25 protein-coding genes and 1 pseudogene are annotated in these 23,904 nt (G+C 40.7%); 8 read left to right on the forward strand and 18 right to left on the reverse strand.

What is annotated here, in order from left to right; all coding sequences use genetic code 11:
* Window positions 1-82: 82 nt before the first annotated feature.
* The 7 genes from ftsZ to gshB form a co-directional block, all read right to left on the reverse strand.
* The gene (gene ftsZ, locus LXF01_RS15775) at window positions 83-1,273 is read right to left on the reverse strand and encodes a cell division protein FtsZ (protein WP_180116148.1); all 1,191 of its coding nucleotides are present in this window, start codon (window positions 1,271-1,273) and stop codon (window positions 83-85) included.
* Window positions 1,274-1,432: 159 nt separating this feature from the next.
* Window positions 1,433-2,695, reverse strand: coding sequence for a cell division protein FtsA (ftsA, locus tag LXF01_RS15780; protein WP_180084436.1), 1,263 nt, complete (start codon window positions 2,693-2,695; stop codon window positions 1,433-1,435).
* A 68-nt stretch (window positions 2,696-2,763) separates the two neighbouring features.
* Window positions 2,764-3,618, reverse strand: a complete 855-nt coding sequence (locus LXF01_RS15785) for a cell division protein FtsQ/DivIB (protein ID WP_078193218.1) — start codon at window positions 3,616-3,618, stop codon at window positions 2,764-2,766.
* A gap of 3 nt (window positions 3,619-3,621) precedes the next feature.
* Complete coding sequence (locus tag LXF01_RS15790; protein ID WP_078193219.1) at window positions 3,622-4,551, reverse strand: D-alanine--D-alanine ligase; 930 nt, start codon at window positions 4,549-4,551, stop codon at window positions 3,622-3,624.
* Between the two features lie 59 nt (window positions 4,552-4,610).
* Window positions 4,611-6,059, reverse strand: a complete 1,449-nt coding sequence (gene murC / locus LXF01_RS15795) for a UDP-N-acetylmuramate--L-alanine ligase (protein ID WP_078190576.1) — start codon at window positions 6,057-6,059, stop codon at window positions 4,611-4,613.
* Window positions 6,060-6,073: 14 nt separating this feature from the next.
* Entirely contained in the window at window positions 6,074-7,171 is a 1,098-nt protein-coding gene (gene murG / locus LXF01_RS15800) for an undecaprenyldiphospho-muramoylpentapeptide beta-N-acetylglucosaminyltransferase (RefSeq protein WP_233944696.1), read from the reverse strand.
* Window positions 7,172-7,473: 302 nt separating this feature from the next.
* On the reverse strand, window positions 7,474-8,418 hold the full coding sequence (gshB, locus tag LXF01_RS15805; RefSeq protein ID WP_180131198.1) for a glutathione synthase: 945 nt from the start codon (window positions 8,416-8,418) through the stop codon (window positions 7,474-7,476).
* Window positions 8,419-8,740: 322 nt separating this feature from the next.
* Between gshB and LXF01_RS15810 the strand changes: the two genes are divergently transcribed.
* Both LXF01_RS15810 and LXF01_RS15815 read left to right on the forward strand, forming a co-directional pair.
* Window positions 8,741-9,643: a GGDEF domain-containing protein gene (locus LXF01_RS15810; RefSeq protein ID WP_233944697.1), complete on the forward strand. Its 903-nt coding sequence runs from the start codon at window positions 8,741-8,743 to the stop codon at window positions 9,641-9,643.
* Between the two features lie 126 nt (window positions 9,644-9,769).
* Window positions 9,770-9,967 (forward strand): DUF3565 domain-containing protein, encoded by a 198-nt coding sequence (locus tag LXF01_RS15815; RefSeq protein ID WP_180101671.1) that lies wholly within the window; start codon window positions 9,770-9,772, stop codon window positions 9,965-9,967.
* Between the two features lie 11 nt (window positions 9,968-9,978).
* On the opposite strand, the pseudogene LXF01_RS17580 reads toward LXF01_RS15815, so the two are convergent.
* Window positions 9,979-10,245, reverse strand: a pseudogene (locus LXF01_RS17580) (hypothetical protein); the annotation flags it as partial.
* 34 nt (window positions 10,246-10,279) lie between these two features.
* Between LXF01_RS17580 and LXF01_RS15820 the strand changes: the two are divergent.
* Window positions 10,280-10,972, forward strand: coding sequence for a hypothetical protein (locus LXF01_RS15820; protein WP_233944698.1), 693 nt, complete (start codon window positions 10,280-10,282; stop codon window positions 10,970-10,972).
* 79 nt (window positions 10,973-11,051) lie between these two features.
* On the opposite strand, the gene LXF01_RS15825 is transcribed toward LXF01_RS15820, so the two are convergent.
* The 3 genes from LXF01_RS15825 to LXF01_RS15835 form a co-directional block, all read right to left on the reverse strand.
* The gene (locus LXF01_RS15825; protein WP_233944699.1) at window positions 11,052-11,333 is read right to left on the reverse strand and encodes an addiction module antidote protein; all 282 of its coding nucleotides are present in this window, start codon (window positions 11,331-11,333) and stop codon (window positions 11,052-11,054) included.
* Window positions 11,334-11,636: a type II toxin-antitoxin system RelE/ParE family toxin gene (locus LXF01_RS15830; RefSeq protein ID WP_233944700.1), complete on the reverse strand. Its 303-nt coding sequence runs from the start codon at window positions 11,634-11,636 to the stop codon at window positions 11,334-11,336.
* Window positions 11,637-11,790: 154 nt separating this feature from the next.
* Window positions 11,791-12,399 (reverse strand): FMN-dependent NADH-azoreductase, encoded by a 609-nt coding sequence (locus LXF01_RS15835; protein WP_078194113.1) that lies wholly within the window; start codon window positions 12,397-12,399, stop codon window positions 11,791-11,793.
* A 98-nt stretch (window positions 12,400-12,497) separates the two neighbouring features.
* On the opposite strand from LXF01_RS15835, the gene LXF01_RS15840 reads away from it, so the two are divergent.
* The gene (locus LXF01_RS15840) at window positions 12,498-13,409 is read left to right on the forward strand and encodes a LysR family transcriptional regulator (protein WP_180161303.1); all 912 of its coding nucleotides are present in this window, start codon (window positions 12,498-12,500) and stop codon (window positions 13,407-13,409) included.
* A gap of 330 nt (window positions 13,410-13,739) precedes the next feature.
* Here the strand turns inward: LXF01_RS15840 and pyrE are convergent, their stop codons facing one another.
* Window positions 13,740-14,390: an orotate phosphoribosyltransferase gene (gene pyrE / locus LXF01_RS15845; protein WP_078193224.1), complete on the reverse strand. Its 651-nt coding sequence runs from the start codon at window positions 14,388-14,390 to the stop codon at window positions 13,740-13,742.
* Window positions 14,391-14,430: 40 nt separating this feature from the next.
* Here pyrE and LXF01_RS15850 point away from each other — a divergent pair, with 40 nt between their 5' ends.
* The gene (locus LXF01_RS15850) at window positions 14,431-15,249 is read left to right on the forward strand and encodes an exodeoxyribonuclease III (protein ID WP_078193225.1); all 819 of its coding nucleotides are present in this window, start codon (window positions 14,431-14,433) and stop codon (window positions 15,247-15,249) included.
* A 629-nt stretch (window positions 15,250-15,878) separates the two neighbouring features.
* Window positions 15,879-16,226, forward strand: coding sequence for a Spx/MgsR family RNA polymerase-binding regulatory protein (locus tag LXF01_RS15855; protein ID WP_078193226.1), 348 nt, complete (start codon window positions 15,879-15,881; stop codon window positions 16,224-16,226).
* 104 nt (window positions 16,227-16,330) lie between these two features.
* Here the strand turns inward: LXF01_RS15855 and LXF01_RS15860 are convergent, their stop codons facing one another.
* Window positions 16,331-16,768 carry a DUF2147 domain-containing protein gene (locus LXF01_RS15860; RefSeq protein ID WP_078193227.1) on the reverse strand — a complete coding sequence of 146 codons (438 nt, stop codon included), beginning with the start codon at window positions 16,766-16,768 and terminating at the stop codon, window positions 16,331-16,333.
* Window positions 16,769-16,923: 155 nt separating this feature from the next.
* Here LXF01_RS15860 and LXF01_RS15865 point away from each other — a divergent pair, with 155 nt between their 5' ends.
* Window positions 16,924-17,835, forward strand: a complete 912-nt coding sequence (locus LXF01_RS15865) for an alpha/beta hydrolase (protein WP_078193228.1) — start codon at window positions 16,924-16,926, stop codon at window positions 17,833-17,835.
* Between the two features lie 88 nt (window positions 17,836-17,923).
* Here the strand turns inward: LXF01_RS15865 and LXF01_RS15870 are convergent, their stop codons facing one another.
* Window positions 17,924-18,493 carry an FMN-dependent NADH-azoreductase gene (locus LXF01_RS15870; protein ID WP_233944701.1) on the reverse strand — a complete coding sequence of 190 codons (570 nt, stop codon included), beginning with the start codon at window positions 18,491-18,493 and terminating at the stop codon, window positions 17,924-17,926.
* A gap of 281 nt (window positions 18,494-18,774) precedes the next feature.
* Between LXF01_RS15870 and LXF01_RS15875 the strand changes: the two genes are divergently transcribed.
* The gene (locus LXF01_RS15875) at window positions 18,775-19,941 is read left to right on the forward strand and encodes a GGDEF domain-containing protein (protein ID WP_249748642.1); all 1,167 of its coding nucleotides are present in this window, start codon (window positions 18,775-18,777) and stop codon (window positions 19,939-19,941) included.
* A 34-nt stretch (window positions 19,942-19,975) separates the two neighbouring features.
* On the opposite strand, the gene LXF01_RS15880 is transcribed toward LXF01_RS15875, so the two are convergent.
* Genes LXF01_RS15880 through LXF01_RS15895 form a run of 4 tightly spaced genes read right to left on the reverse strand, consistent with a single transcriptional unit; the run spans window position 19,976 to window position 23,825 of the window.
* Complete coding sequence (locus LXF01_RS15880; protein WP_233944702.1) at window positions 19,976-20,644, reverse strand: glutathione S-transferase family protein; 669 nt, start codon at window positions 20,642-20,644, stop codon at window positions 19,976-19,978.
* 2 nt (window positions 20,645-20,646) lie between these two features.
* The gene (dsbD, locus tag LXF01_RS15885; RefSeq protein ID WP_233944703.1) at window positions 20,647-22,443 is read right to left on the reverse strand and encodes a protein-disulfide reductase DsbD; all 1,797 of its coding nucleotides are present in this window, start codon (window positions 22,441-22,443) and stop codon (window positions 20,647-20,649) included.
* A 54-nt stretch (window positions 22,444-22,497) separates the two neighbouring features.
* Window positions 22,498-23,268, reverse strand: coding sequence for a transporter (locus LXF01_RS15890; protein ID WP_233944704.1), 771 nt, complete (start codon window positions 23,266-23,268; stop codon window positions 22,498-22,500).
* Window positions 23,269-23,282: 14 nt separating this feature from the next.
* Window positions 23,283-23,825 (reverse strand): ankyrin repeat domain-containing protein, encoded by a 543-nt coding sequence (locus LXF01_RS15895; RefSeq protein ID WP_078190592.1) that lies wholly within the window; start codon window positions 23,823-23,825, stop codon window positions 23,283-23,285.
* Window positions 23,826-23,904 lie beyond the last annotated feature (79 nt).

Below are 23,904 nucleotides of genomic sequence, written 5' to 3' on the forward strand. Positions count from 1 at the left end.
ATTTAGCCATTGATAAAAAACAAAAAGGTAGCTGATCAGCTACCTTTTGTAATCAACAGACACTTAAGTCATTGAATTTATGTTATTTACGTTGCTGATTTTTCAAATAGTCTTGAATACTCATTGGCGTAGGGCGTGAATTGGATGCTGACGCCGCTGCCGCAGCTGGAGCTGCTGCTTCATTGTGCTGACGTTGAATCGCTGGCACATCATCTTCATCTACAGGTACTTGTGCAGAAGCGACTGTACGCGTTGCTTGTGCGATAGGGCGTTTCACTGGCTCAGCAGAATCGGCAGAATTACGAGTTAAACCCGTTGCGATCACCGTTACGCTAATTTCATCACGTGCATCTGGATCAAATACCGTACCGTAGAACACTTGACCTTCATCAAGATCCACAATTTGGTTCACCACATCAGTGATTTCTTCAATTTCACCGAAGGTTACGTCATCGCCACCTGTAACGTTAATCAAAATGCCTTTTGCATTCATGATGGTCACGTTATCTAATAATGGGCTACGGATCGCTTGTTCAGCAGCTTGACGCGCACGGTTTTCACCACGACCAGAACCTGCACCCATCATTGCATAACCACGTGTACTCATGGCAGTTTTCAAATCGGCGAAGTCAAGGTTGATATGACCCGGACGCACGACAAGATCAAAGATACTACGTACCGCATTTAACAATACATCGTCTGCCTTTTTATAAGCATCTTTCATTGAAATATCGCGGAATACTTTAAGTAGACGTTGGTTCGGAATAATAATCAGAGAATCAACATGTTGCTCAAGTGCTTCAATACCTTTCTCAGCAGATTGCTGACGACGTTTACCTTCAAAGTTAAACGGAGTCGTCACCACACCTACAGTTAAGATACCCATTTCTTTGGCAATTTCAGCAACAACTGGCGCAGCACCGGTACCTGTACCACCACCCATACCTGCAGTCACGAACACCATGTCCGTACCTTCAAGGTGTTGGCGAATCAACTCACGGCTTTCTTCAGCAGCAGTTTGACCCACTTGTGGATTTGCACCTGCACCCAAACCACGCGTACTTTGCTCGCCGAGTTGGATTTTAAATTGTGCATTCATGCGGTCGAGTGCTTGTTTGTCTGTATTGGCACAAACAAATTTTACACCTTCGATATCTGATTCCAACATATGTTGCACAGCGTTGCCGCCAGCACCACCTACACCGAATACTGTGAAACGGGCTTGACCGTTGCTGTCGCTTTGATCATCTTCTAAAAATTCAAATGAGGCCATGCCTAAAAAATTCCTAATCCATAATTGGCAGACACTTCAGCCCGTATACTGCCTTGATCTTAATAAAAATTGTTTTTTAGAATGCTGTCCAAGTTCCAGCTTGTCAAGTACAAGCAATAATCCGTACAACTTCCCAACAATATTCCCAAATATTTCAACTTAAAAGATCGACTTCAAGGTGTCATTGAAGCCCGACCATGCACGTTTTACCCGATTCAATACTGAAAGTTTTTCCGTATCTTCTGGCTCAACGATCGTATCTTGTGTTTCACTTTGACTGAAAATTAACAGACCTGCGGCAGTCGCGTATTGTGAACGACGTAAAGCGGCTTGCTGTTGATCATCAGCATACACTTGCATTGGTGGATTACCTAAATGTGCAGAAACACCTAACATCCGACGCGCAAATGTCACCATCCCTTCAATTTGGCAGGCATCACCTGTGAGTACAACACCATGGTATAACCCATGAATCGCACCATGATCGACCAACTCATTACGCACTTGATTAAAGATTTCTTCATAGCGCGCAATAATGATTTCGGTCAGTTCAATACGGCTAATGGTTTGTGGACCATCAATACCTTGGAACTGAATCATACTTTCAGGTTTAACCACTTTCAGATCAACACAACCATACAACAGCTTAATGCGTTCAGCTTCTTCTGTTGTGGTTTGCAATACAGCAGCAATATCACGTGTTACATGCTCACCGCCACGTTGCAAGGTGTGTGTCATCGCCAAGCGACCATCTAAATACACCGCAATGTTGGTCGTACCAGCACCAATATCAACCAAGCACACACCATATTCTTTTTCATCTTTAAGCAAACTGGCTTCAGCAGTTGCTAATGATGAAATGACCATGCGTTCAACACCAATATTGGCACCTTTTAATGCACGATCCAAATTCTGCATGGTGCTGATGGGCAACATCATCAAATGATAATGTCCTATCATACTCCGTGCTGACATGCGAATCGGGTTTAACACCCATTCAGGTTCATCATCTAGTTCAAAACCTAAAGGTACAGCACTCACCAAATAATGGTCAGACGTTAAATGACTGGCTTTGGCCAGTTCTAAAGCACGCACCACTTCATTGGTGGTAATCGCATGGTCATTATTTTCAATTGGAGTGCGACCAGAGGCATAAAAACTTTTTAGTTCAGCACTTGGAATGGAAATCCACGCAGAATGTACGCGACATTCCGCCATATCTTCCGCTTCCTGCACTGCATTTTTAATTGCGGTAACAACTTTATCGAGACTGACAATTTTCCCTTTATTCATGCCGCGGTTACGAGCGGTCGCCATCCCTACCACTTGGATATTGTCTGGCGCGTGTACCTTACCAATCAAAACTGAAACTTTGTGTGTCCCAATGTCAATCGCAACAACCGAGGGAACAGCTTCATTCATTATTTACTACTACCATTCACATGTTTGTTTAATTTATGGCTCAAAGCCTCTACTTATAAAGCCGATCATTATGGCTTTACAGGCGCTGCATTCGCAATGCCTATGTCATCACTGGTTACAACAAACTGACCATTTACCGACTTTGCTGGCACAGAGTTTTTCCATTGAATCGCTAAACCATTTCGGTAGCGCAAATCGATGGCAGAAATTCGTGGCCAAACAGGTTTTAAGTCACTGTGTGCGAGATAACTTAAACGCTGCAACTTACTCATGGTCTGATCTTGATCGACAATCACGCGTAAGCCTGAATCAAACTGCATAAACCAAGTCATTCGTTCGGTTAAATATAATTCTTTTAAACGAATGCCAACAGGTATAAATAGTTGATTAATTTCATTATAGCGACGCATCATCATTTTGGACTGACTCGTCGGCCCATGCAATAACGGCAAATTCTGATGATTGGTCGGGGTTAATTCGGCAAATACATCACCACTATCGCTTAACAGTCGCCCAGTTCCCCAACGTGCAATCGCTTGACGCGGCATCACCCGTACACGAATTGCATTTGGCCAAGCACGCGATACCACCACGCGATCGACCCAAGAGATTTCTAAAGTACGGTCACGAATGACACGTAAATCAGAGGTAAAATAGTTTTCAGTCATCATCGGTGAAACGTATGATATGACTTGTTGTTTTTCTTGGGCGCTCCGCACACCCACCACATCAAGTTCAGCCACACGTGCATCCGTCATGACTTTATATAGCCCCCAAATTCCGGCAATCAAAACCACACATGCAATAAACAACAACAGCCATCCACCCACATTGGTAAGTTTTTCCTTACGTGTCGGTGGTTTGTCATGTATCGATGTCGTTGCTGCACGTTTACGGCGCATAGACGCAGGAAGTTGAGCCATAATTTAGTGTGCCGCACCTGTCAGGGTTTGTTCCAAAATCGCGACACAAAGATCATCAAAACTATAGCCTACAGCATTGGCAGCTTTTGGCACTAGAGAATGACTAGTCATACCCGGAACAGTATTTACCTCAAGTAACCAGAAGTTTCCTTCTGCATCCTGCATCGCGTCAATACGCCCCCAACCACTCGCACCTACCGCTTGGAAAGCGCGTAAAGATAAAGCTTGTAGACGCTTTTCTTCATCTTCAGTTAAGCCGCATGGAATACCATATTGCACATCGTTACGGTTATATTTCGCTTCGTAATCGTAAAAAGCCACATCTGCAGGCGGTTCTAAACGAATCACCGGTAAAGCCTGACCATTTAAAATCACAATGGTAAATTCACGTCCGGTAATCCATTTTTCAGCCATCACGACCGCATCATGCTGGGTCGCTTTTGCAATTGCGGTTGCAAAGTCTTCAATTTTTTCAACTTTGCTCATACCAATGCTCGAACCTTCATGCACGGGCTTGATGATAAATGGCAAACCAATTGAATCTACAATTTCTTGTAAATCTGAATCTTTACTGACAATACGATATGGTGCTGTCGGTAGTTCTGAACCTTGCCAAACTTGTTTAGTTTTGACTTTATCCATACCAATCGCCGAGCCTTGAACGCCCGTTCCAGTGTACGGAATGTTTAACCATTCCAAAGTACCTTGAATTTGACCATCTTCACCACCACGGCCATGAAGTACGATAAATGCACGGTCATAAGCCACCAACTCAGTCACACTGCGTTGCTGCGGATCGAATGCTTCGGCATTTACACCCGAACGCACCAATGCTTCAAGTACAGCTTTACCACTATCGAGAGAAACCTCACGTTCGGCAGATTTCCCACCTAATAACACGGCAACTTTGCCGAATTTTGAAGCATTTGACACGTTTATATCCTTAAACTTTTATCTACGGTCTAAACAAACTTTGGATCACCAAGCGGTGATCATTTTACATAGAGATTGTTTTGAGCAAGTTCGATTGAGATTGCTCCAACATTACCTGCGCCCTGTGTTAATAACAAGTCATTTGCTTGTAACACTTTTTTCATCACTGCTTGTAAGTTGCCTTCTACTGGATCGATGAGAATCGGTTCAACTTCACCACGTAGACGAATGCTTCGAGCCAATGCACGACTATCTGCACCCACAATTGGTTTTTCACCCGCAGGATAAACTTCTAATAACAACAGTTGATCAACTTGTGACAAGACATCGACGAAGTCATCAAAACAGTCACGCGTACGGCTAAAACGGTGCGGTTGGAACATCATCACTAAACGACGATCTGGATGACTTGCACGTGCCGCTTTAATGGTCGCTTCCACTTCTTTTGGATGGTGACCATAGTCATCGACCAATTTCACCAAGCCATCTTCAACTTCAAATTCGCCTTGTACTTGGAAACGACGACCTACACCACTGAAGCTTTCTAAGGCACGCGCAATCGCAGCATCAGAAACGCCTTCATCCGTTGCAATACCAATCGCTGCCAAGGCGTTTAAGATGTTATGAAGACCTGGCAAGTTAATGGTTAAACGTAACGGCTCACGGTCTTTACGCAAAACGGTAAAGTGTGATTGCATGCCTTCTTGAGCCACATCAACAGCACGAATGTCATTGTCTTCATTGAAACCATAAGTCACGACAGGACGACCAATACGCGGCATAATTTCACGGATGTTGGCATCATCACCACACATCACAGCTAAACCGTAAAATGGAAGGCGCTGTAAGAATTGTACGAAGGTATCTTTCAATACATCGAAACTACCGCCATAGGTATCCATATGGTCAGCATCGATATTGGTGACAATCGTTGCCATCGGCTGTAAATGCAGGAAAGATGCATCCGATTCATCCGCTTCAGCCACGATATAACGGCTTGCACCCAATGCAGCATTCACACCAGTACGATTTAACAAACCACCAATGACATAAGTTGGGTCCAGATTTTCTTCTGCCAACATGCAGGTCACAAGACTGGTAGTCGTGGTTTTACCATGCGTCCCCGCAACGGCAATACCATGACGGTAACGCATTAATTCACCCAACATTTCTGCACGACGCACGACAGGTGTACGGGTTTCAATCGCCGCTTTCACTTCTGGGTTTTCAGAATCAATAGCTGTTGATACCACGATTACATTGGCGCCTTGAATATTTTCAGCAGCATGACCAATGAAAACTTGAATGCCATTTTCTTCAAGCTGAGCCGTGGTTTTCGACGCTTTAATATCTGAACCTGAAACTTTATAGCCTTGGTTTTTCAATACTTCGGCAATACCGCACATGCCCGCACCACCAATCCCAATAAAATGGATATGTTTAATACGGCGCATTTCTGGCACTTTAATGAGCTTTTTCGCTTGATCGGCAGGCGTTGATGGAGACATAGATTACTCGAATTTTACAAATCTTGAATTAAACCAACCACGTGCTGTGTCGCATCGGGTTGTGCCTGTTGTCGAGCCTTAACCGCCATTTCCATAAGTAGTTGACGGTTCATCAGCGGCTTCAACAACGCTGTTAAACTTTCTGCGGTCATGTCCGCTTGTGGGCAAATTTTTGCAGCATTGATATTGGCCAAGAACCCTGCATTTGCAGTTTGATGGTCATCCACTGCACTTGGCAGAGGAACAAAGACGGCTGCTACACCCGCTGTCGCAATTTCAGTGACGGTTAGTGCACCAGCACGGCAGATAATCAAATCCGCTGCAGAATAGGCTGCTGCCATATCTTCAATAAACGGCTGAACTTCAACTTGTATATGTTCAGGTGCGTTTGCATAACGAGCCAATGTGCTTTCAGCATTATTTTGACCACACTGATGATATACACTCAGGGGCTGTTCTAATTGTTGCAAAGCAGCCGGCACACATTCATTTAAGGCACGTGCCCCCAGTGAGCCCCCTACAATTAAAACCCGTAATGGCAACCCAGCTTTTTCACGCTCTTGGTAACGCCATGACGGATTTAAAATTTCTGTAATTTCTTTACGTACAGGATTACCTGTGGTCACGATTTTATCTTGTACAGGAAAGGTATTTGGAAATGCCTGACAGACAATTTTAGCCACACGTGACAACTGCGTATTGGTAAAACCTGCTACAGCATTTTGTTCATGGATAATGACTGGTATGCCCAATGCACGAGCTGCCAAGCCACCTGGCCCAGCCACGTAACCCCCAAAGCCTGCAACAGCATCGACTTTGAGTTGTTTCATATAACGCATGGCACTCAAAGTAGCTTTGAGAATTTTAAACGGTGCCATCAGCTTACGCACGACTCCATTGCCGCGTACGCCCTGGATATCGATTTGATAAATTGGAATATTATGATTTTTAAGCAGGCGATTTTCCATGCCTGTTGGCGTTGCAAGCCAAGAAACTTCACAGCCTTGTTGTTGCAACTCTTTGGCAACAGCGAGCGCTGGAAAGACGTGACCACCGGTTCCGGCAGCCATCATCATGACATGTTTCGGCTTTACTTGCGTTACTTCGGTCACTGTCTAATTCTTCATTTCTAAAAAGAGGCTAATGATATTCGATTTTAAGCAAACAATTGTAATCACAAACGCATGACCGTGAAAGGTAATTTACTTTTTTTCAACAGGCGTATGATTGTTTTTTTCTACTATTTTAAAAGTTTAAACTAGTTTTATTATTAATCTATGAGAATTGAAAAAAAATCAGACAATTTTTCACTTTAATTGCATTCACTTACAGTTTTTTGCTTTTTAAGCTTCCCTCCCCTGAGGGCAGGACAAAAAAAGAGCCCGTGGAGGACTCTTTTAAATCTAGTGCAAAATTAAGCTTTTAAACCTGCCTCAAGGACATCAAATAAATCATCGGCAATCGAGGTGCCAAATTGTGCATCAATTTCACGTACGCAAGTTGGACTGGTGACATTGATTTCAGTCACGTAATTACCAATCACATCCAAACCAACAAAGACTAAACCTTTTTCACGAAGGAATGGCCCGACTTTGGCTGCAATGGCTTTATCATTTTCGGTCAATGGACGCGCCTCGCCCAAACCACCTGCCGCCAAATTGCCACGCACTTCACCATTTTGCGGAATACGCGCCAAACAATACGGCACGGGTTCGCCATTGATCATCAAAATGCGCTTATCGCCATCCACAATTTCTGGGATATAACGCTGCGCCATAATCGGCTGTGTGCCGTTATTGGTCAGGATTTCAATGGTTGAACCAATATTAACGCCATCTTGGTATAAACGGAAAATGCCCATACCGCCCATGCCGTCTAATGGCTTCACAATCACATCACCATGTTCTTGTAAAAATTCACGAATCAGACTTTGCTGTGAAGTCACCAAGGTCGGTACTTGAAGTTCAGGGAATTGCGTCGCAAACAATTTTTCATTGCAGTCACGTAGGCTTTGTGGCTTGTTAATAATCCATGCGCCTTCGCGTTCAGCCTGTTCCAAAATATAGGTGGTGTAGACAAAGTTCATATCAAACGGCGGATCTTTACGCATCAAAACCACGTCATAAGCAGCAATTGATTCTTTTTGTTTTTCGCCGAGTTCAAAATAGTGGTTGTAGTCTTCAAAAACTTTTAGCGGTGAAATCAAACCAAAGGCTTTGCCGTGATCAATATATAAATCTTGCTGTAATGCATAGCCTAGCTCATGTCCACGACGTGCTGCTGCCCATAACATCGCCATTGAGGTATCTTTTTTTAGGTTTACATTTTCGATGGGATCCATCACAACAAGTACACGCATTATTCAGTGCTCTGTTCATTATCAATTTATGAACGAGTATAGCCGAGATTTTTCTTTTGTTTATTCTGATTTTGCATGTGTATGTATGGATTCGTGTGATGCATGCAATATTTCAAAACATTTCTATCATCCACCTTATCTCAATAATGGAAATAAGCTTTAATAACATTACGTGATAGGTCTGTGTAAATAAATACCAAAGCATTGCTACCTGTCTAATTACTTCCAAATAAACTTAGCCCTATTTTTGGTTAAAAAATACGTGATTTTTTATTTTTTAGCTATTTTGTTAATTATTGTAAATAAAAAATAGAATTCATTGATGATCAACATTGAGCAGATGGCTATCATTCTTGATGCTTTACCAGACCCTGCATTTGTCATATCGCGTAGTGGAAAATACGTTGTGGTTTTTGGTGGGCGCGATAATCGCTATTACCACGATGGTTCCGGTCTTGTGGGTACCTATATTTCAGATGTGATCAAGACAGATAAAGCCAACTTTTTTATGCAACTGATCGATCAAGCTCTAGCGTCAGGAAATCTACTCATCGAAGAGTATGAACTGAGCAATAGGGATGTAAAAGGTCTGCCCGACTATGGTCCTGAAGAGCCCATTTGGTTTGAGGTGCGCATCCAATCCCTCAGTTTTTCGGTAGATGAAGAAGACGTTGTACTTTGGGTCGCAAGTAATATTTCAGCGCGTCACAACTTGGAAATCAAGCTGAAGGAACTCAGCCATACAGATCAGTTAACCGGTCTTTTCAACCGAAGAAAATTAGAGCATGACTTAGCATTACATTATGAGTCATACCTACGGCATTCCATACAGACCTCGATCTTGATGTTAGATCTTGATAACCTCAAAAAAATCAACGACAGCAAAGGTCATCATGTTGGTGATGAAGCAATCCGAGCAGTCGCAGATATTCTTCGTTTAACGCTGCGCAAGACCGATTGCGCCTGCCGCTTAGGTGGAGATGAGTTTGTGGTCGCCTTGCCCAACACGGGCTGCGATCAGGCCATTCAGTTTGCCAAACGGATTCATGAACATTCCAGAAAAGAATTAAGTCGGTTTTCAATAGATAACGCGCATGTCACCGTGAGCATAGGAGTGACGACCATCATGCCTGAAGATTGTACCTACGAAGATACAATTAAACGTGCTGATCTAGCGCTGTATAAAGCCAAACATGGCGGGAAAAATAGAATTGTCGCGGCCTAAGCGTGCGGCAGAAATAAACCAAATTTCACAGTCTATTTTGCAATTCGATATTCAAGCCGTTGTGATTGCTCAACATGAACTCTCGTCTCTTTTTCAGCATCATTTTAATTTAGATAGGTGTCCGATATGCAGCAAGCCATTGTTGATTTTGCCTTGGATGATGAAAATCATTGGTATGCCATTTTAGCTTGTGGCCATACACAGCATGTCCGACATGATCCTCCATGGCAAAACCGCCCTTGGGTTTTGACGGAGCAAGGACGGAATGAAAAGTTAGGGGTGATGTTGGAATGTAAGAAGTGTGATGAAGAGAGTTTCGTATAAGCTCTATTATGTTAAATAGGATTAAATTTAGATGAAATTTCACTAAACTCTAAAGCTGTAGTTTGAGTATTGGGAATATGGCCAAACACGTATTCATCTTTGCTTTGAAAGAAAATATCGAAACTCTGACTCATCAAGGAATCTTGTAGGCTTTGCTTTTGATAGATTGGGGCTAAATGGTTGATATAGTAATTGATCCATTCAGCTTGGCTGTTAAAAAAGTCGTAGTCTCTTAAGTTTACATATAAGTTTTTTAAATCGTCTGTAATCGTTTCAACAATATTTATGCCTCTATAAAAATAGGATTTAAGAATGAAAGAATTTTTCCTAAGTACACGTATTTTCAAAAAACTTGGGTCATCCGAAAATGAAATTAATGCTCAATTAAAAGATTTAGAGATTTTCATTAAAGATATTGCTGAAATTGATCCTATTTTTTCTAATTGGTATGTGAATAAGGCTAGTGAATCTAGTTTTAAAGCACCTTTGGATTATCCATTTCCTTCAGATATTGCCAAAAACTATCTATTTAATCTGAAAAAAAATGATGATCTAGAAAGCTACTTATTATGGAATGGTTTAGAAGAAAAAAAATCATATGCTAGCTTTAATTTTGATAGTTTTGGTTTAATGGTGACGTTTAAAAAAGTTTTAGAAACAGAACAAATTATTGAACTTTTTAAAGCATTTTTAAAGGTATTAAAATTTGAATACATTTATCTAAATAGCTACTTCTTTGGAGATATCAATGTTTTTCCACATCGGTTAGAAACTACTTCTATTTGCTATGTACCCATTAAAGTAGATGAAAAATTAATGCCTCACCTTTACAAAATTGTCGATGTTAATAACGATCTAAATGAAGGCACTATTCTAGTTTTCGATGAGGATTGGTCAGATGAATCTAATGAAATGAAGAAAAAAGTACAAGAAAACTCTTTAGCCTTAGTTGAATTAAACGTTGTTCCTGAAGCTGAGTTGCCTGAAAATTTTTTTGAATCATAAAGATTATCTAAAATTAACATAATACACGTTATAAGAAATTAAAAAATGGAGCCTAAAGCTCCATTTTTTAATAACTTTTTTAAATTACTAAGCGCAAATTTAGTGCTTTTACAACTTTAATCACCGTATCAAAACTAGGGTTCACATCACCAGAAAGTGCTTTGTAAAGACTTTCTCGGCCTAGACCTGTATCTCGTGATAATTGAGCCATTCCTTTAGCTTTAGCAATGTTACCTAAAGCTTTAGCAATGAATGCGGCATCACCATTAGATTCTTCGATACATGCTTGTAAGTAAGCCTGCATATCTTCTTCTGTTTTAAGATGCTCAGCACTGTCCCATTTGCGAAGTTTAATAGCCATTTATAGCTCCTCCTCTAAATCTTGTGCCAATTGCAGGGCAAGTTTTATATCTTTACTTTGCGTAGACTTATCTCCGCCTGCTAAAAGAATAACAACCCTTTTCCCTTGTTTGCAGTAGTAAATCCTATAGCCTGGTCCAAAGAAGAAACGTAATTCAGAGACACCTTCACCAACTGGTTCAGTATCTCCAAAGTTTCCATCTTCAACCCGATCAATTCGGACTTGTATGCGTCTTTTTGCCTGTTGGTCTTTTAACTTGGTGAACCAGTCATCAAAGACTTCAGTGGTATATATTGAGTACATAAACAAAATGTATCCCATAGGATACATTCATGCAAGAAATAAACTTGGTTTTGGGGAGCCTGAAACGCTGAATTTCGCATAACCGCCATTATGTTAAATAGGAACCTTAGAACAATAGAAAATTATAATTTCATTGCCATAAGGAAGAATATACTTACAATCCTACGTTCGTTTGTAAAGCAATTTGCTGTGAAGCTAATTCAAGTGCTTTAGATTTCCCTAATGGTTTAATATCAGTGCCTTCAGCATATATAAAATCTACCTTATCAATACCAATTAATCCTAATACTGCTATTAAATATGCTGTAACAGCATCTGTTGGAAGATCTTGATGAAAACCACCACGTGAACTAAAGATAATTGATTTAACACCTTTAATTAATCCTACGGGTGCGGTTTCTGTATATTGAAAAGTTACTCGTGCTCGTGCAATTAAGTCGAACCAGTTTTTTAATTGGGTTGGTACATTTAAGTTATACATTGGTGCTGCAATCAATAATAGATCACAATCTTTCAGCTCTTGAATAAATTGATCAGAGAGAGCTACTGCTGCTTTTACCTCAGGTTTTTCATTCGCCTCTCCACGTAAGGCATTAAATATCTCTAAGTTTAATACTGGTAAGTTCATAGCTCCTAGATCATGTTCAATTATTTGGTCAACATAACCACTTTGCTTACGTCTATATAAATATTTATTAATGAGCTGATTACTTAGAGATTTTTCCTGCATAAAACTAGATTTGATAACTAAAATTCTGTTCATAGTAAGGTTCCTAATATGAATTTTAATTAGATTATCATTGATAAATTGGATACAAAAGTGATAATAAATCAACTCATTGATTCCCAATTGGAACTAATATGCGTGTTAATGATCTGAAAAGTTTGATGGCATTTATTAGTGTTGTTGAACAAGGAAGTTTTACTAAAGCATCAGAAAAATTACATCTGACTCGTTCCGCTGTCAGTAAGATGATTTCAAAGCTTGAGGTACAGCTCGGAGTAGTACTTTTTAACAGAGATACACGTCATTTAGCTCTCACAGAAGAAGGTAGTATTTTCTATGAACATAGCCAGCGGGCTGTACAAGAATTATTAATAGCTGAGACATTATTTGAAAGTAATAATCAAAATATTCAGGGAATGATACGTATCTCTATGCCTGTATTATTTGGACAAAAGTTCATAGTTCCGATATTAAGAGACTTAGCAGATGAACATCAAAATTTGAATATGGTTCTTTCTTTTAATGATCGTTATATTGATTTAATTGAAGATAATTATGACCTAGTGATAAGAATTGGTAATTTAGAAGATAATAGTCAATTAATGGTTAAAAAGATTTCTGAGCATACAATGTGGCTCTGTGCCACACCTGAATATTTAAAAAGATACCAGGTTCCTGAGAGCATCAAAGATTTAGATAACCATCAGACTATTGGATATTTGAAAAATGGGCAGCTTGAAAAGTGGATATTTCAAAGTTCTCATCATAAAACTATGAAATATTTGCCAAAAAATAAAGTTCAAATGGATGACATAAAAAGCATATTAGATTATGTACTAATGCATGGAGGAATTGGTTGGTTACCTTCCTGGTTGATTCAAGAATATATACAAAGTGGTCAATTAATACACCTACTTACTAACTATTCAAGTACTAACTATCCTATTCAAATTGTATGGAAAAGATCAAATTTCTTACCAATACGTGTTCGTACTACCATTGATAAAATAGCTTCATCAATACAAAAAGATAGCGTCATTAAATAAGATTTATAAGAGAGGAATTCTAAATTGATAGTAATACAAAATCTTTCTAGTTTAATTTTTAAACACGGATTTATTAAGCTTTCCTAAAATTAACATAATACGCGCTATACGAAATGCTTTTTTATTCCTTAAAAATCATAGTGTTATATGATAGAGAAAAACCCAATCATCTCGGGTTGGCTTTTTTAATGATTTTTCACGTTTCATGAATACCAACCAATCAATTTTTCCACATTTTTGATTAGCTAAATTCAACAATCCTAATCTCAAAACTACACAAAAAAAGGAAGCTTCCGCTTCCTTTTTTATAACCTTAAAATCTAAAAAATCTTAGATCCCATACTTCACACGGTACGCTTCCATTTTCGCTAAAGCTTCAGTTTCGCCTTTTGCATCTAAGAAAGTCATTAAATCTTTCATAGTGATTAAAGCATGTACAGGAATTTCTAACTCTTTTTGTACTTCTTGAATCGCAGACAAATCGCCCTGACCTTTTTCTTGACGGTCTAGCGCCACCAATACGCCCGCAATTTGTGCACCGGCATTTTTCAGAATAGTCACTACTTCACGAATCGCTGTACCCGCAGTGATCACATCATCAATAATCCAGACTTTTTTACCTTCAACAGACGCACCAACCAATACACCGCCTTCGCCATGGTCTTTCGCTTCTTTACGGTTAAAGCCCCAAGGTACGCTCACACCATGGTTCTGTGACAGTGCGACAGCCGTTGCTGCTACAAATGGAATACCTTTATAAGCTGGACCAAAGACCACTTCCACATTATCGCATTCTGTTAATTTAGCTGCATAGCCAGAAGCCAATAATGATAAGGCCTCGCCATCGTTTAGTAGACCTGCATTAAAAAAATAAGGACTCACACGACCCGATTTTAAAGTAAACTCACCAAATTTAAGCACACCACGTGATAATGCGAGTTCGATAAAAGCTTGTGGATTAAATGCCGCTTGCGCTGTCATGAGGTGCTCCATTTTTTTAAGTTTGAGGTTAAACCTGAGCATGATACCAAAGAGTAGCTATCCAAGTGATCAAAAAATTTTACGTGTCGTTTCAATTAATGTGAATGGTCTGCGTTCCGCTGAAAAAAAAGGTATTTTTGACTGGATGGCAACTTCAGATGCCGATGTCATCTGCATGCAAGAAAGCCGCATTACCCATGAACAATGGACCGATAAATTTAAACCCGAAGGTTGGTTTACACACCTTTTCCCGGCAGAACGCCCAGGCTATGCCGGTACTGCGATTTATAGCCGCCTACCTTTTGTTTCAGTGACAGATGGTTTAGGTTTTGAATTGGCAGACACTCAAGGCCGCTTTATTTCTGCTGAGTTCGATTTAGGACTTGGACAAACTGCACATATTTGCTCGCTCTACCTGCCTTCTGGTTCATCGGGCGAAGAAGCTCAGGCGCGCAAAGACCTATTTTTAGGCGAATATCAACAAATTTTGAAGCAATGGCGTGCTGAAAATAAGTCAGTGATTGTTTGCGGTGACTACAACATCGTGCATAAACGTATTGATATTAAAAATTGGTCTGGGAACCAAAAGGCTTCAGGCTGCTTACCACATGAACGTGCATGGCTCGATCATATTTATGATGAGCTTGGCTATGTCGACACCTTCCGTGAGGTACGTAAAGAAGCCGAGCTTTACTCTTGGTGGTCCAACCGAGGACAAGCGCGTGCCAAAAATGTGGGTTGGCGTATCGACTACCATGCATGTTCACCAGACTGGAAAGAACGTACAGTCAATGCTTGGATATTTAAAGATGAATGGTTTAGCGACCACGCCCCTGTGATTATTGATTATAAAATTTAAGCTGCCAACAATTAATTGAGTGAACGATTGTTTACTCAATTAGAGCTTATTTCTCACATTACATGACGAATTTGTGGATTTATCTCATAACTTGAACATAGCATTATGGTCGCACGGCAAAGGGACATGTCAGGATGACATAAAAGGATTGGACGCCGAAGGAAGTATAAAAACAAACTAAATGATTTAGCTTGTTTTCAAGGATGTGACAATGGACGTTGGATTGAGACCCGCATGATCAGGATGATTAAATGCGGGTTTTCTCTTATCTAGTCCCCACATCTATAGACTCAAACATCCCCCAAATAAAACAGCTAAAAATTCGATCTGCACAGCAAATTCTTATTCTCGCTTTCTTTCTACTTTTGACTATGCAACCTTAAGCTGAATTTTCTAGTTATCGCAGCGCTTTCTTTTCTGAGCATCATTTTGTTCTGTAGGCTATTCTAAAAGACCAAAATGTCGTTTTGATGACAATACCCAATATTTATTACATGCGACTTTTACAGCAAAATATTTATTTCTCAATCCACATCACGATCAAGCTTTGAGCATTAATGAATTAGCCTGTAGGATAATGCTGAAGTGTATTTTTATCTTATTGTTTGAATAATTGAGGACACCTGTTCATGCTTAAAATTTATGGCATCAAAAACTGTAATACCATGAAAAAAGCTTTCGACTTGCTCAACGAATTAGGCCTAAGCTACGAATTTCATGACTATAAAAAACAAGCGATTGATGCTAAAACCGTAAAAAAATGGCTTAATGCCAAAGGCGCTGATGTGATTCTCAACAAAAAAGGCACCACATGGAAAAAACTCAGTGAAGAAGAGCAACAGACAGCGTTAGCCAGTGAAGAAAATTTGATTCAGTGTTTAACAGCGCATAGCAGCATGATTAAACGTCCTGTACTCGATACAGGTAGCGATTTATTGGTTGGCTTTGATGAAAGCGCTTACCGTGCATTGAAATAAATTTTTTTATCACACTCATGCACGGCTCTAGTTCAATTGTGGCTGAAAATAGGCTATAAAAAAGCCTGACATTGTCAGGCTTTTTTTGTTTGAATCATGTCAAATTAGTTGGCACGAATCCATGTTTGATTACGACCTAAAGCAGCAACGCCAATAAAGCCGCGAAGCTCTAGTTTTTTGCCACCATCAGCCAATTGACCTTTTAACTTGTAAGTTTTACCTGATTGAGGATCCAAAATTGAACCATCTTCATAGCTTGTACCACCTACATTTTTAAGACCTGTCACAATACGTAAGCCTTTTAATGATTTATTGTGATATGGGCCTTCACATTTTTTACAAGCGTTCTCTTCACCTGGTGTCAAAACTGACTGAATGCTCGCAGAAAGCGTACCATTTTTTTGTTCAGTGAATTTTACAATCGCTTTTGGCTGCTTGGTTTTATCATCAATGGTTTTCCAAGTTGTACCATTTAGCGGATCTGCAGCATTTGCAAATGCGGCTAAACTCATCAATCCTAATGCTAGTGCAATTTTTTTCATTTTTGTTTATTTCCCTGGTCTGATATAGACGACATTAGTATCCAAAAGTCACAACAATTTATCAATTTTTGTATGTGACCGTTTAGTGTAACCTTGTAATTTGTGTTGGTAAATATGCTCACACGATTCCAAAAATAGAAAAACATGGAAAGACAATGAAGATATCGCCACTGACGAAACAACTGATTACAGAAAGCATTTTAAAAACCACAATTCGTGGGCCGAGCCAATTCAATTTACCGCCCAATACTTTAAGGTTTGCTTTGGAACAAATGTGTCGTGCATTTCCCCAAAACCCCGATGTACAAATTCGTCCTATTCGCTTAGCTGGCTTAAAAGCCGAAGAAATCAAGCCGCAACAGGCATCGACCCAACTCATTTTTCATATTCATGGGGGCGCATTTTTCTTGGGTTCGATGAACACGCATCGGGCGTTTCTGACCCAAGTTGCCGCACGCACGCAAATGCAAGTGTTACATTTGGATTATCCTTTATCCCCAGAAGCGCAGTTTCCTGAAGCACTCGATGCCCTTTTTGATGTGTATGCGGTGTTATTAGATCAAGGGGTTCAAGCCAAAGATATTATTTTGTCAGGCGACTCTTGTGGTGCAAACTTGGCGCTCGCCTTAGCCCTTAAAATTCAACAGGACCAACTTCCACAAGTCAGTGGTTTGGTGTTAATGTCACCGTTTTTAGACTTGACGCTGAGTAGTGAGTCTTTGCGTTATAACCGTAAGCACGATGCGCTGTTAAGCATAGAAGCTCTCGAAACAGGCATTGATTATTATGTACCACGCTCGGTCGATCGAGCTGATCCATTGGTCTCGCCTTTTTTTGCAGAGCTCAAAGGACTACCTCCGATTCATATTCAAGTGGGTTCTAAAGAAATTTTATTGGATGATGCGCAGCGTTTTAAAGTCAAAGCAGAAGAAGCCGGCCTAGATGTCGAATTCAAGTTGTACACTGGCATGTGGCATAACTTCCAAATGTTTAGCCCATGGTTTGAAGAAGGACAGCGTGCGCTGAGTGATTTAGCCGATTTTGCACACCGACTAGATCAGGACTAATCCCTGAAAACTAATTCCCTAAGAACCGATCAAAGTCACCACAAAAAAAGGTCAGCAGATGCTGACCTAAGAGGGAAATGTCAATCCATTAAATGGCTTGAATTTGAGCCTGAGCTGTCGCCATTGCCTGTGCTTTCATATCAGGTCCCATATTAACTCCTTCGGCACGAATCACATCAATATCGCTGACACCTGTAAAATTAAACACGGCTTTTAATAAACCTTCTTGATAATCTACAGGGCTGTTATCGCCATACACACCACCACGACTGCTGGCAATATAGACTTTTTTGTCACCTGCCAAACCCACTGGACCTTGTTCTGTATATTTAAAGGTACGACCTGCAACACTGATACGGTCAATCCATGCTTTCAAAGTTGATGGCAAACCGAAGTTATACATAGCAGCACCAACCACAACCACATCGGCATCTAAATACTGTTGTAACAGTTGCTCGCCTAAAGCCGATTGTTCTGCATTTTGACCCATCAAAATTTCACTGCTGAGATGTGGAATCTGCTGTACAGATAAATCGAGATGTTGAACCTGTGCCGCATCCCCATGTTTTTGCTGTAGCTGTTGTACAATTTCAGCGCTGAGTTGACGCGAAACTGAAGCGTCGCCCATGATGCTTGAATCAATATGCAAAATTTTCATGACTAAAACCTAAAGCTGTTGTTATTAACTTGAGCCTAGTGTAATCACTTTTCATAAATAGAATAATCCTGATCCTTATGACACTATGTTTTATTTTTAGAACAATCTTTTTAAACTCGTAAAAAATTTAAAATTACTGAGCGGTTCTTGACCGTTATCAAGTGTAAATTTTCATGCTAATGTAAGCCTATAAAATGATATCTATATAAACTTTAAGAAAAAAACTGATAACTCGAACAGGGCAATGACACAGGATGACGGTGAAATCAAGCATACGTGACATGATCCTTCGCAATAGAATCGCCCAGTATTTACTGGAAGATGAAGTGGTCATGAATTGGAGCATCCTGAAAAAGTGTATGCTCATGCTGATGCTTGGCTCAGCCATTCATCTGCTTTGGATCATTTGGAAATTTTATGTTTATGTCACGCCAGAACTTTGGCAGTGGGTTAACCTTGATCTAATCCATTCTCAATTATGGACTAATATCGTCTTTTTTAGCTTAATGGTGCTATTGATTTGGCCTTGCTATGCTGGAAAAGAAAACCCAAAAATTCAGCTTGTTTTACCTTATCTTTCAGTCGGTTTATTCGTCATTTCTTTATGTCGTGATGGTTATTTAATTGGTGTCATGAGCCCAGCCACCATGATCTCCTACGTGAGCCTAGTGACCGTTGGATTGGTGCTATTTACACGAAAAATCGTCTATAGCATGCTGATTCCAGCCACGATTTTTTTATCTATTTGCATGTATTTAAGTATTCGCGGCATTATTCCCTATGCCCCGATTTTTCAACCTCATGCCTATGGCTATCAAAATAGTTTTTGGCTCTTCTCAATGATCTTTTTCATTGTTCCTATTTTATTAACCTGTCTGGCTTTATTTGAAATCTTACTGAGCCAATGGCGTCACCGTGAGCATTTGATTCAAAAACTCAGTCAAGTCGACCCACTGACCAATTTATTTAATCGACGCAGTATCAATCAGTGTTTGGAACAGCTCGATAGTGCTAAAACAGATACATATGCACTGGTCTTATTGGACTTAGACCATTTTAAACGTATCAATGATGAATATGGACACGATAAAGGCGATGAAACCTTGATTCTCGTCAGCCAAGTATTAAACCAACATTTACGCGGTAGTGATGTAGTTGGGCGTTTTGGCGGGGAAGAGTTTATTTTGGTGTTAAAAAATTCTAACTTAGAACAAGCGATTTTCATTGCAGAGCGCTGTCGAAAAGCCATTGAACAGCTTGAAATTTGGGGGCATGACGGTCAGTCAATTCATGTGACAGCTAGTTTTGGCATTGCAATTTCTACGCCTGAATTGGTACCGCAACAATTGCTGACCCATGCTGATCAGGCGCTATATGCAGCTAAAGCTGGTGGTCGTAACATGGTCATGGCCTACACCGAACAACAAAGCTTTAGCCATTTGGTTTAAAACTTTTATATAGCTCAGATGCGGCATTAAGCTTTTAACGTGGATACTGTTCCATACGACGGACTGGCTGTTCCAGTTGAGCAGCCGTGATCCATGCCACCACAGAAGGATGCTGCAAAATCTTTTGCATATAACGCTGTGTGTTGTCACTCACAGGTAGCTGGAAGGTCTGTAAACGTGTCACCACGGGTGCAAAAAATGCATCGGCAATACTAAATTCACCGCATAGAAAGCCATCCACCGCAGGACGACTCGACCAAATCTGCTCGATTCGAGTCACTTCAGCACGCAATTCGGCATGTTCAGACCATAATCTCTGACCATGACGACCATAATCCGCCTGCAGATTCATACTACATAAGCTACGCAATTGCATAAAACTACTGTGCATTTCCGCGCAAATACTACGTGCCCATGCGCGTTGCGCGGGATCTTTAGGCCACAGTGGAAGATCTTGAAACTGCTCTGCCAAATATTCACAAATTGCCAATGAGTCCCAAATCATCACACCGTCATGTTGCAGTAGGGGCACTTTACCATTGGCATGTAGGGCTAACATTTGCTGCTTGAATGCTCCGCCATCTGCTTCTTCAGAAAAAGGAATCAAGATCTCTTGAAAGGGTAAATTAAACGCGTGTAACACCAACCACGGTCGCATAGACCACGTCGAATAGTTTTTATTGGCAATATATAATTGCATCATTTTTATTCTCCACGCGATTTAAATTTTTCCAATTGCGCTAGCAATTCTTTCTCGCTAAAAGCGCCCGTCAAGCGTAGTCCACGTATCTCTTGATGCGCTGTATCTAAAAATAAATAGGTCGGTGGCCCTAAAATATCCCATTGATTGAGCAGAACTTGATGGGTTGCATCATACTGACTCAAATCCAACTTAATTAAGTAATACGGTGCCAAAGCCTGTTGCACTGCTGCCGATTTTAAAACTTTATGTTCAATCGGCTGGCAGGCCACACACCAATCGGCATAGACATCAATAATTGCGGATTGACCTTGGGGAATTTCACTTAATAAACGTTGAAACTCTTCCGCTGTATGTGCCACATGCCAAGCACTTTGTTTTTGATTTTCTTCGACTAAAAAACGTTGGCTGTGTTGATATTGACTGTACACAATATAAGGTACAGCTGCACAGAACACCAAGATATACAACCATTTGAGCTGAGTACTGCGCCATAAAATGCGCCAAAGCACATAAGCGCTAAACACCAGCCCCAGAGCAAGCGATAACCACTGTAACCAAGCTTCACTGATCAATGGTCGAATAAAATACAAAGCCAATGCCAACATGATGAAAGCAAAAAGCACCTTGATTTGATTCATCCACAATCCCGCTTTAGGCAATACCCGTGAGCCAAGGACACTGGCCAACAATAGTGGGGTCCCCATGCCAAAGCCGAGGGTGAATAACAATAACGCACCTTGCCACTGACTTTGGGTTTGGGAAATGAATAATAATGCGCCTGCCAACGGTGCTGTCATACAAGGACCGACTAGCAATGCTGAAATCATCCCCATGACTCCAGCGCCAACGAGACTACCGCCCTTTTGCATCGACTGCGCTTGGTCTAAGCGATTGACCCAACTGCGTGGCAATTTCAGTTCAAATAAACCAAATAAATTCAGGGCAAAAACTACAAAGAGCACGCTAAAGGCAATTAAAGTCGAGGGTTGTTGCAACCAACGCTGGAAATTCAAACCTGCAGACGATGCCACCAAGCCGAGAATGGCATACACCATCGCCATACTGGTGACAAAAGTCAGTGCAATCATCCATGCTTTTAAACCTCGGCTGTCGCGGACAATCAGTGAGGTTAAAATCGGCAGCATTGGCAATGAACATGGGGTAAAAGCCAGCAAAAAACCCAGTCCAAAAAACAGTAAAAGTCCATAAAATATAGAGCTTTGTGCTAATTTTTCAGACCACATTTGGTCACTTGCGGTATAGCGTTCAGAAGCCAATGCAGCATTCTCTGCCCGCTGCTGATCTAAACGATTCGCCATAGGCTGTTCGGCAGTATTTTCTGCTGCAAAGTCGAGTAAACGTTTGCTTGGAGTGGCTAGATTTTGCTGTGTGACTAAACCAGAAGCATCCGTTTTAAAGCTGATACTCTGTGGTGGATAACACACTCGATCCTTGGCACAGCCTTGCCAACTGACTTTATAGGTCTGCAGTTTTTGAGTCGGAATTTTAAAACTCAACTGTTGGTAATACACCTGCGTATGACCATAGTTATCATCTTTCAAATCCTCAGCAGCAGGCAAATCCAAAGCTAAAACTTGATTGCCCTGCTTCACCTCTATTTTGTGCTGATACAGATAATAATGCGCTGGAATATCCCAACTCAGCTCCGCCTGATCTGCACGCTCAGAGACGACCGAGAAAGGAAAAGCATCTTCAGCTGAAAGTAATGCATCCTGAGCAGAGACGCCCATACTGAACGACAGCACAGCCGCTGCCGCAACATAAGTCCATTGTTTCATTCAGCTGAATTCATCCTCAGTCTGTATTTATACGTTTTAAAATTTAGGGTTCTTTTAGAATAGGTAAGATACGCCTAAACCTGACTGATAATTTTTATGACCGCCAGTGAGTTCTAGACCAACGCTCGCATCCAACTGCATACGATCCGAAACGGCATATGTCAGGCCTGAAGCCAAAGACACTTCCTGATCGGTACTCTCTGCTTTGCGATAAACCAGCTCAGAAAAACCCGATAAATTACCCGCTATTTGATATTCCAATCCAGGAATAGCACTCACAGCCCAATCACCATCTTGAACTTCATAACGCATGGTCATTGAAGTCGCAATTGTATCGCTATAATCATAAGCCACAGCGGAAGTCAGACTATAAATGTCATCTTCAGCACTAAAGCCTTCATTGCCTGTTGCAATAATGGCTTCTGCAAGAATGGCCATCGACAATTTCTCATCATTCAAATCAATGGCTTTTTTCAGGCCAATGCTGACATCACCCAAACCATCTTCTTCAACTGAGCGACCCGCAACTTTGGTTTTAGACCATGCAGGACCTTGCCAACCCAATTGCAATTCCAAATCTTTTGCCAAACCAGTACGGAATAACATGTCTGCATTTAAAGTGGTATTTTTTACTTTTTCACCATTTTCATCACGACTTTCACTATAGCTCGCTGCTGGCAAACTTTGTTCCCATGCCAAACGACCTACAGGGGTAATGCCTGTGCCCATACCCGCGCCCGGACGGTCAAATGAAAAATCCGCCGCAAATGCAGACAGGCTCAAACTGGATAATGTTGCAATGCTTAAAACTTTAAATACAGTCATGTTTTTACTCACAATTATGCTAATTCTTTGGTCATTTTTGCGCCATGGCTACGCAAAAGCTCCAAGGTTTGTTTTTCTTCTTCCAATGCTTCTGACCAATTTACCGCGTCAAAATCACAGTCAAAAAATAATTCACTAATCGACGATAAAATGGTTAAACCATCGCTATCAATCATATTTGGATTCACTTTTTCATCCAATAAGCGCTGTACCGCAGGGACACATGCTGCACTCGCGGCGTCCCATAATGGACCATAAATTTCTTCAGCATCCCATAAATGCACATTGGCTTTGGCTTGAATCAGCGCTTCCAAGATTTGCATATGTACGTCTAAATGTTGTGTTTTCTGTTCAGCTGTTAAGGGTTGACCTGCTTCATATGCTTCGCAAACCATTTCCCACCATTTAAACAAACCATCAGACCATACAGAAACCGCAGGTCCTTTTTCAAAATCGATAAAATTTGGATTTAGACCATCTGCCAACAGGCGTTGCACCTGTGCAAGATCTTGTTCTTCTAACGCTTGCACAAAAAGCTGTTGTTGCGCTGTTAACATCTGGAAAGCTCACTTCAATTTATTTTGATCTATTATGCCGAATAAAGCTGCGTTTGTTTGAATTTCATGTAAAACAAAA

This window comes from Acinetobacter sp. SH20PTE14 (assembly GCF_021391555.1).
GTDB classification, from domain to species: domain Bacteria; phylum Pseudomonadota; class Gammaproteobacteria; order Pseudomonadales; family Moraxellaceae; genus Acinetobacter; species Acinetobacter amyesii.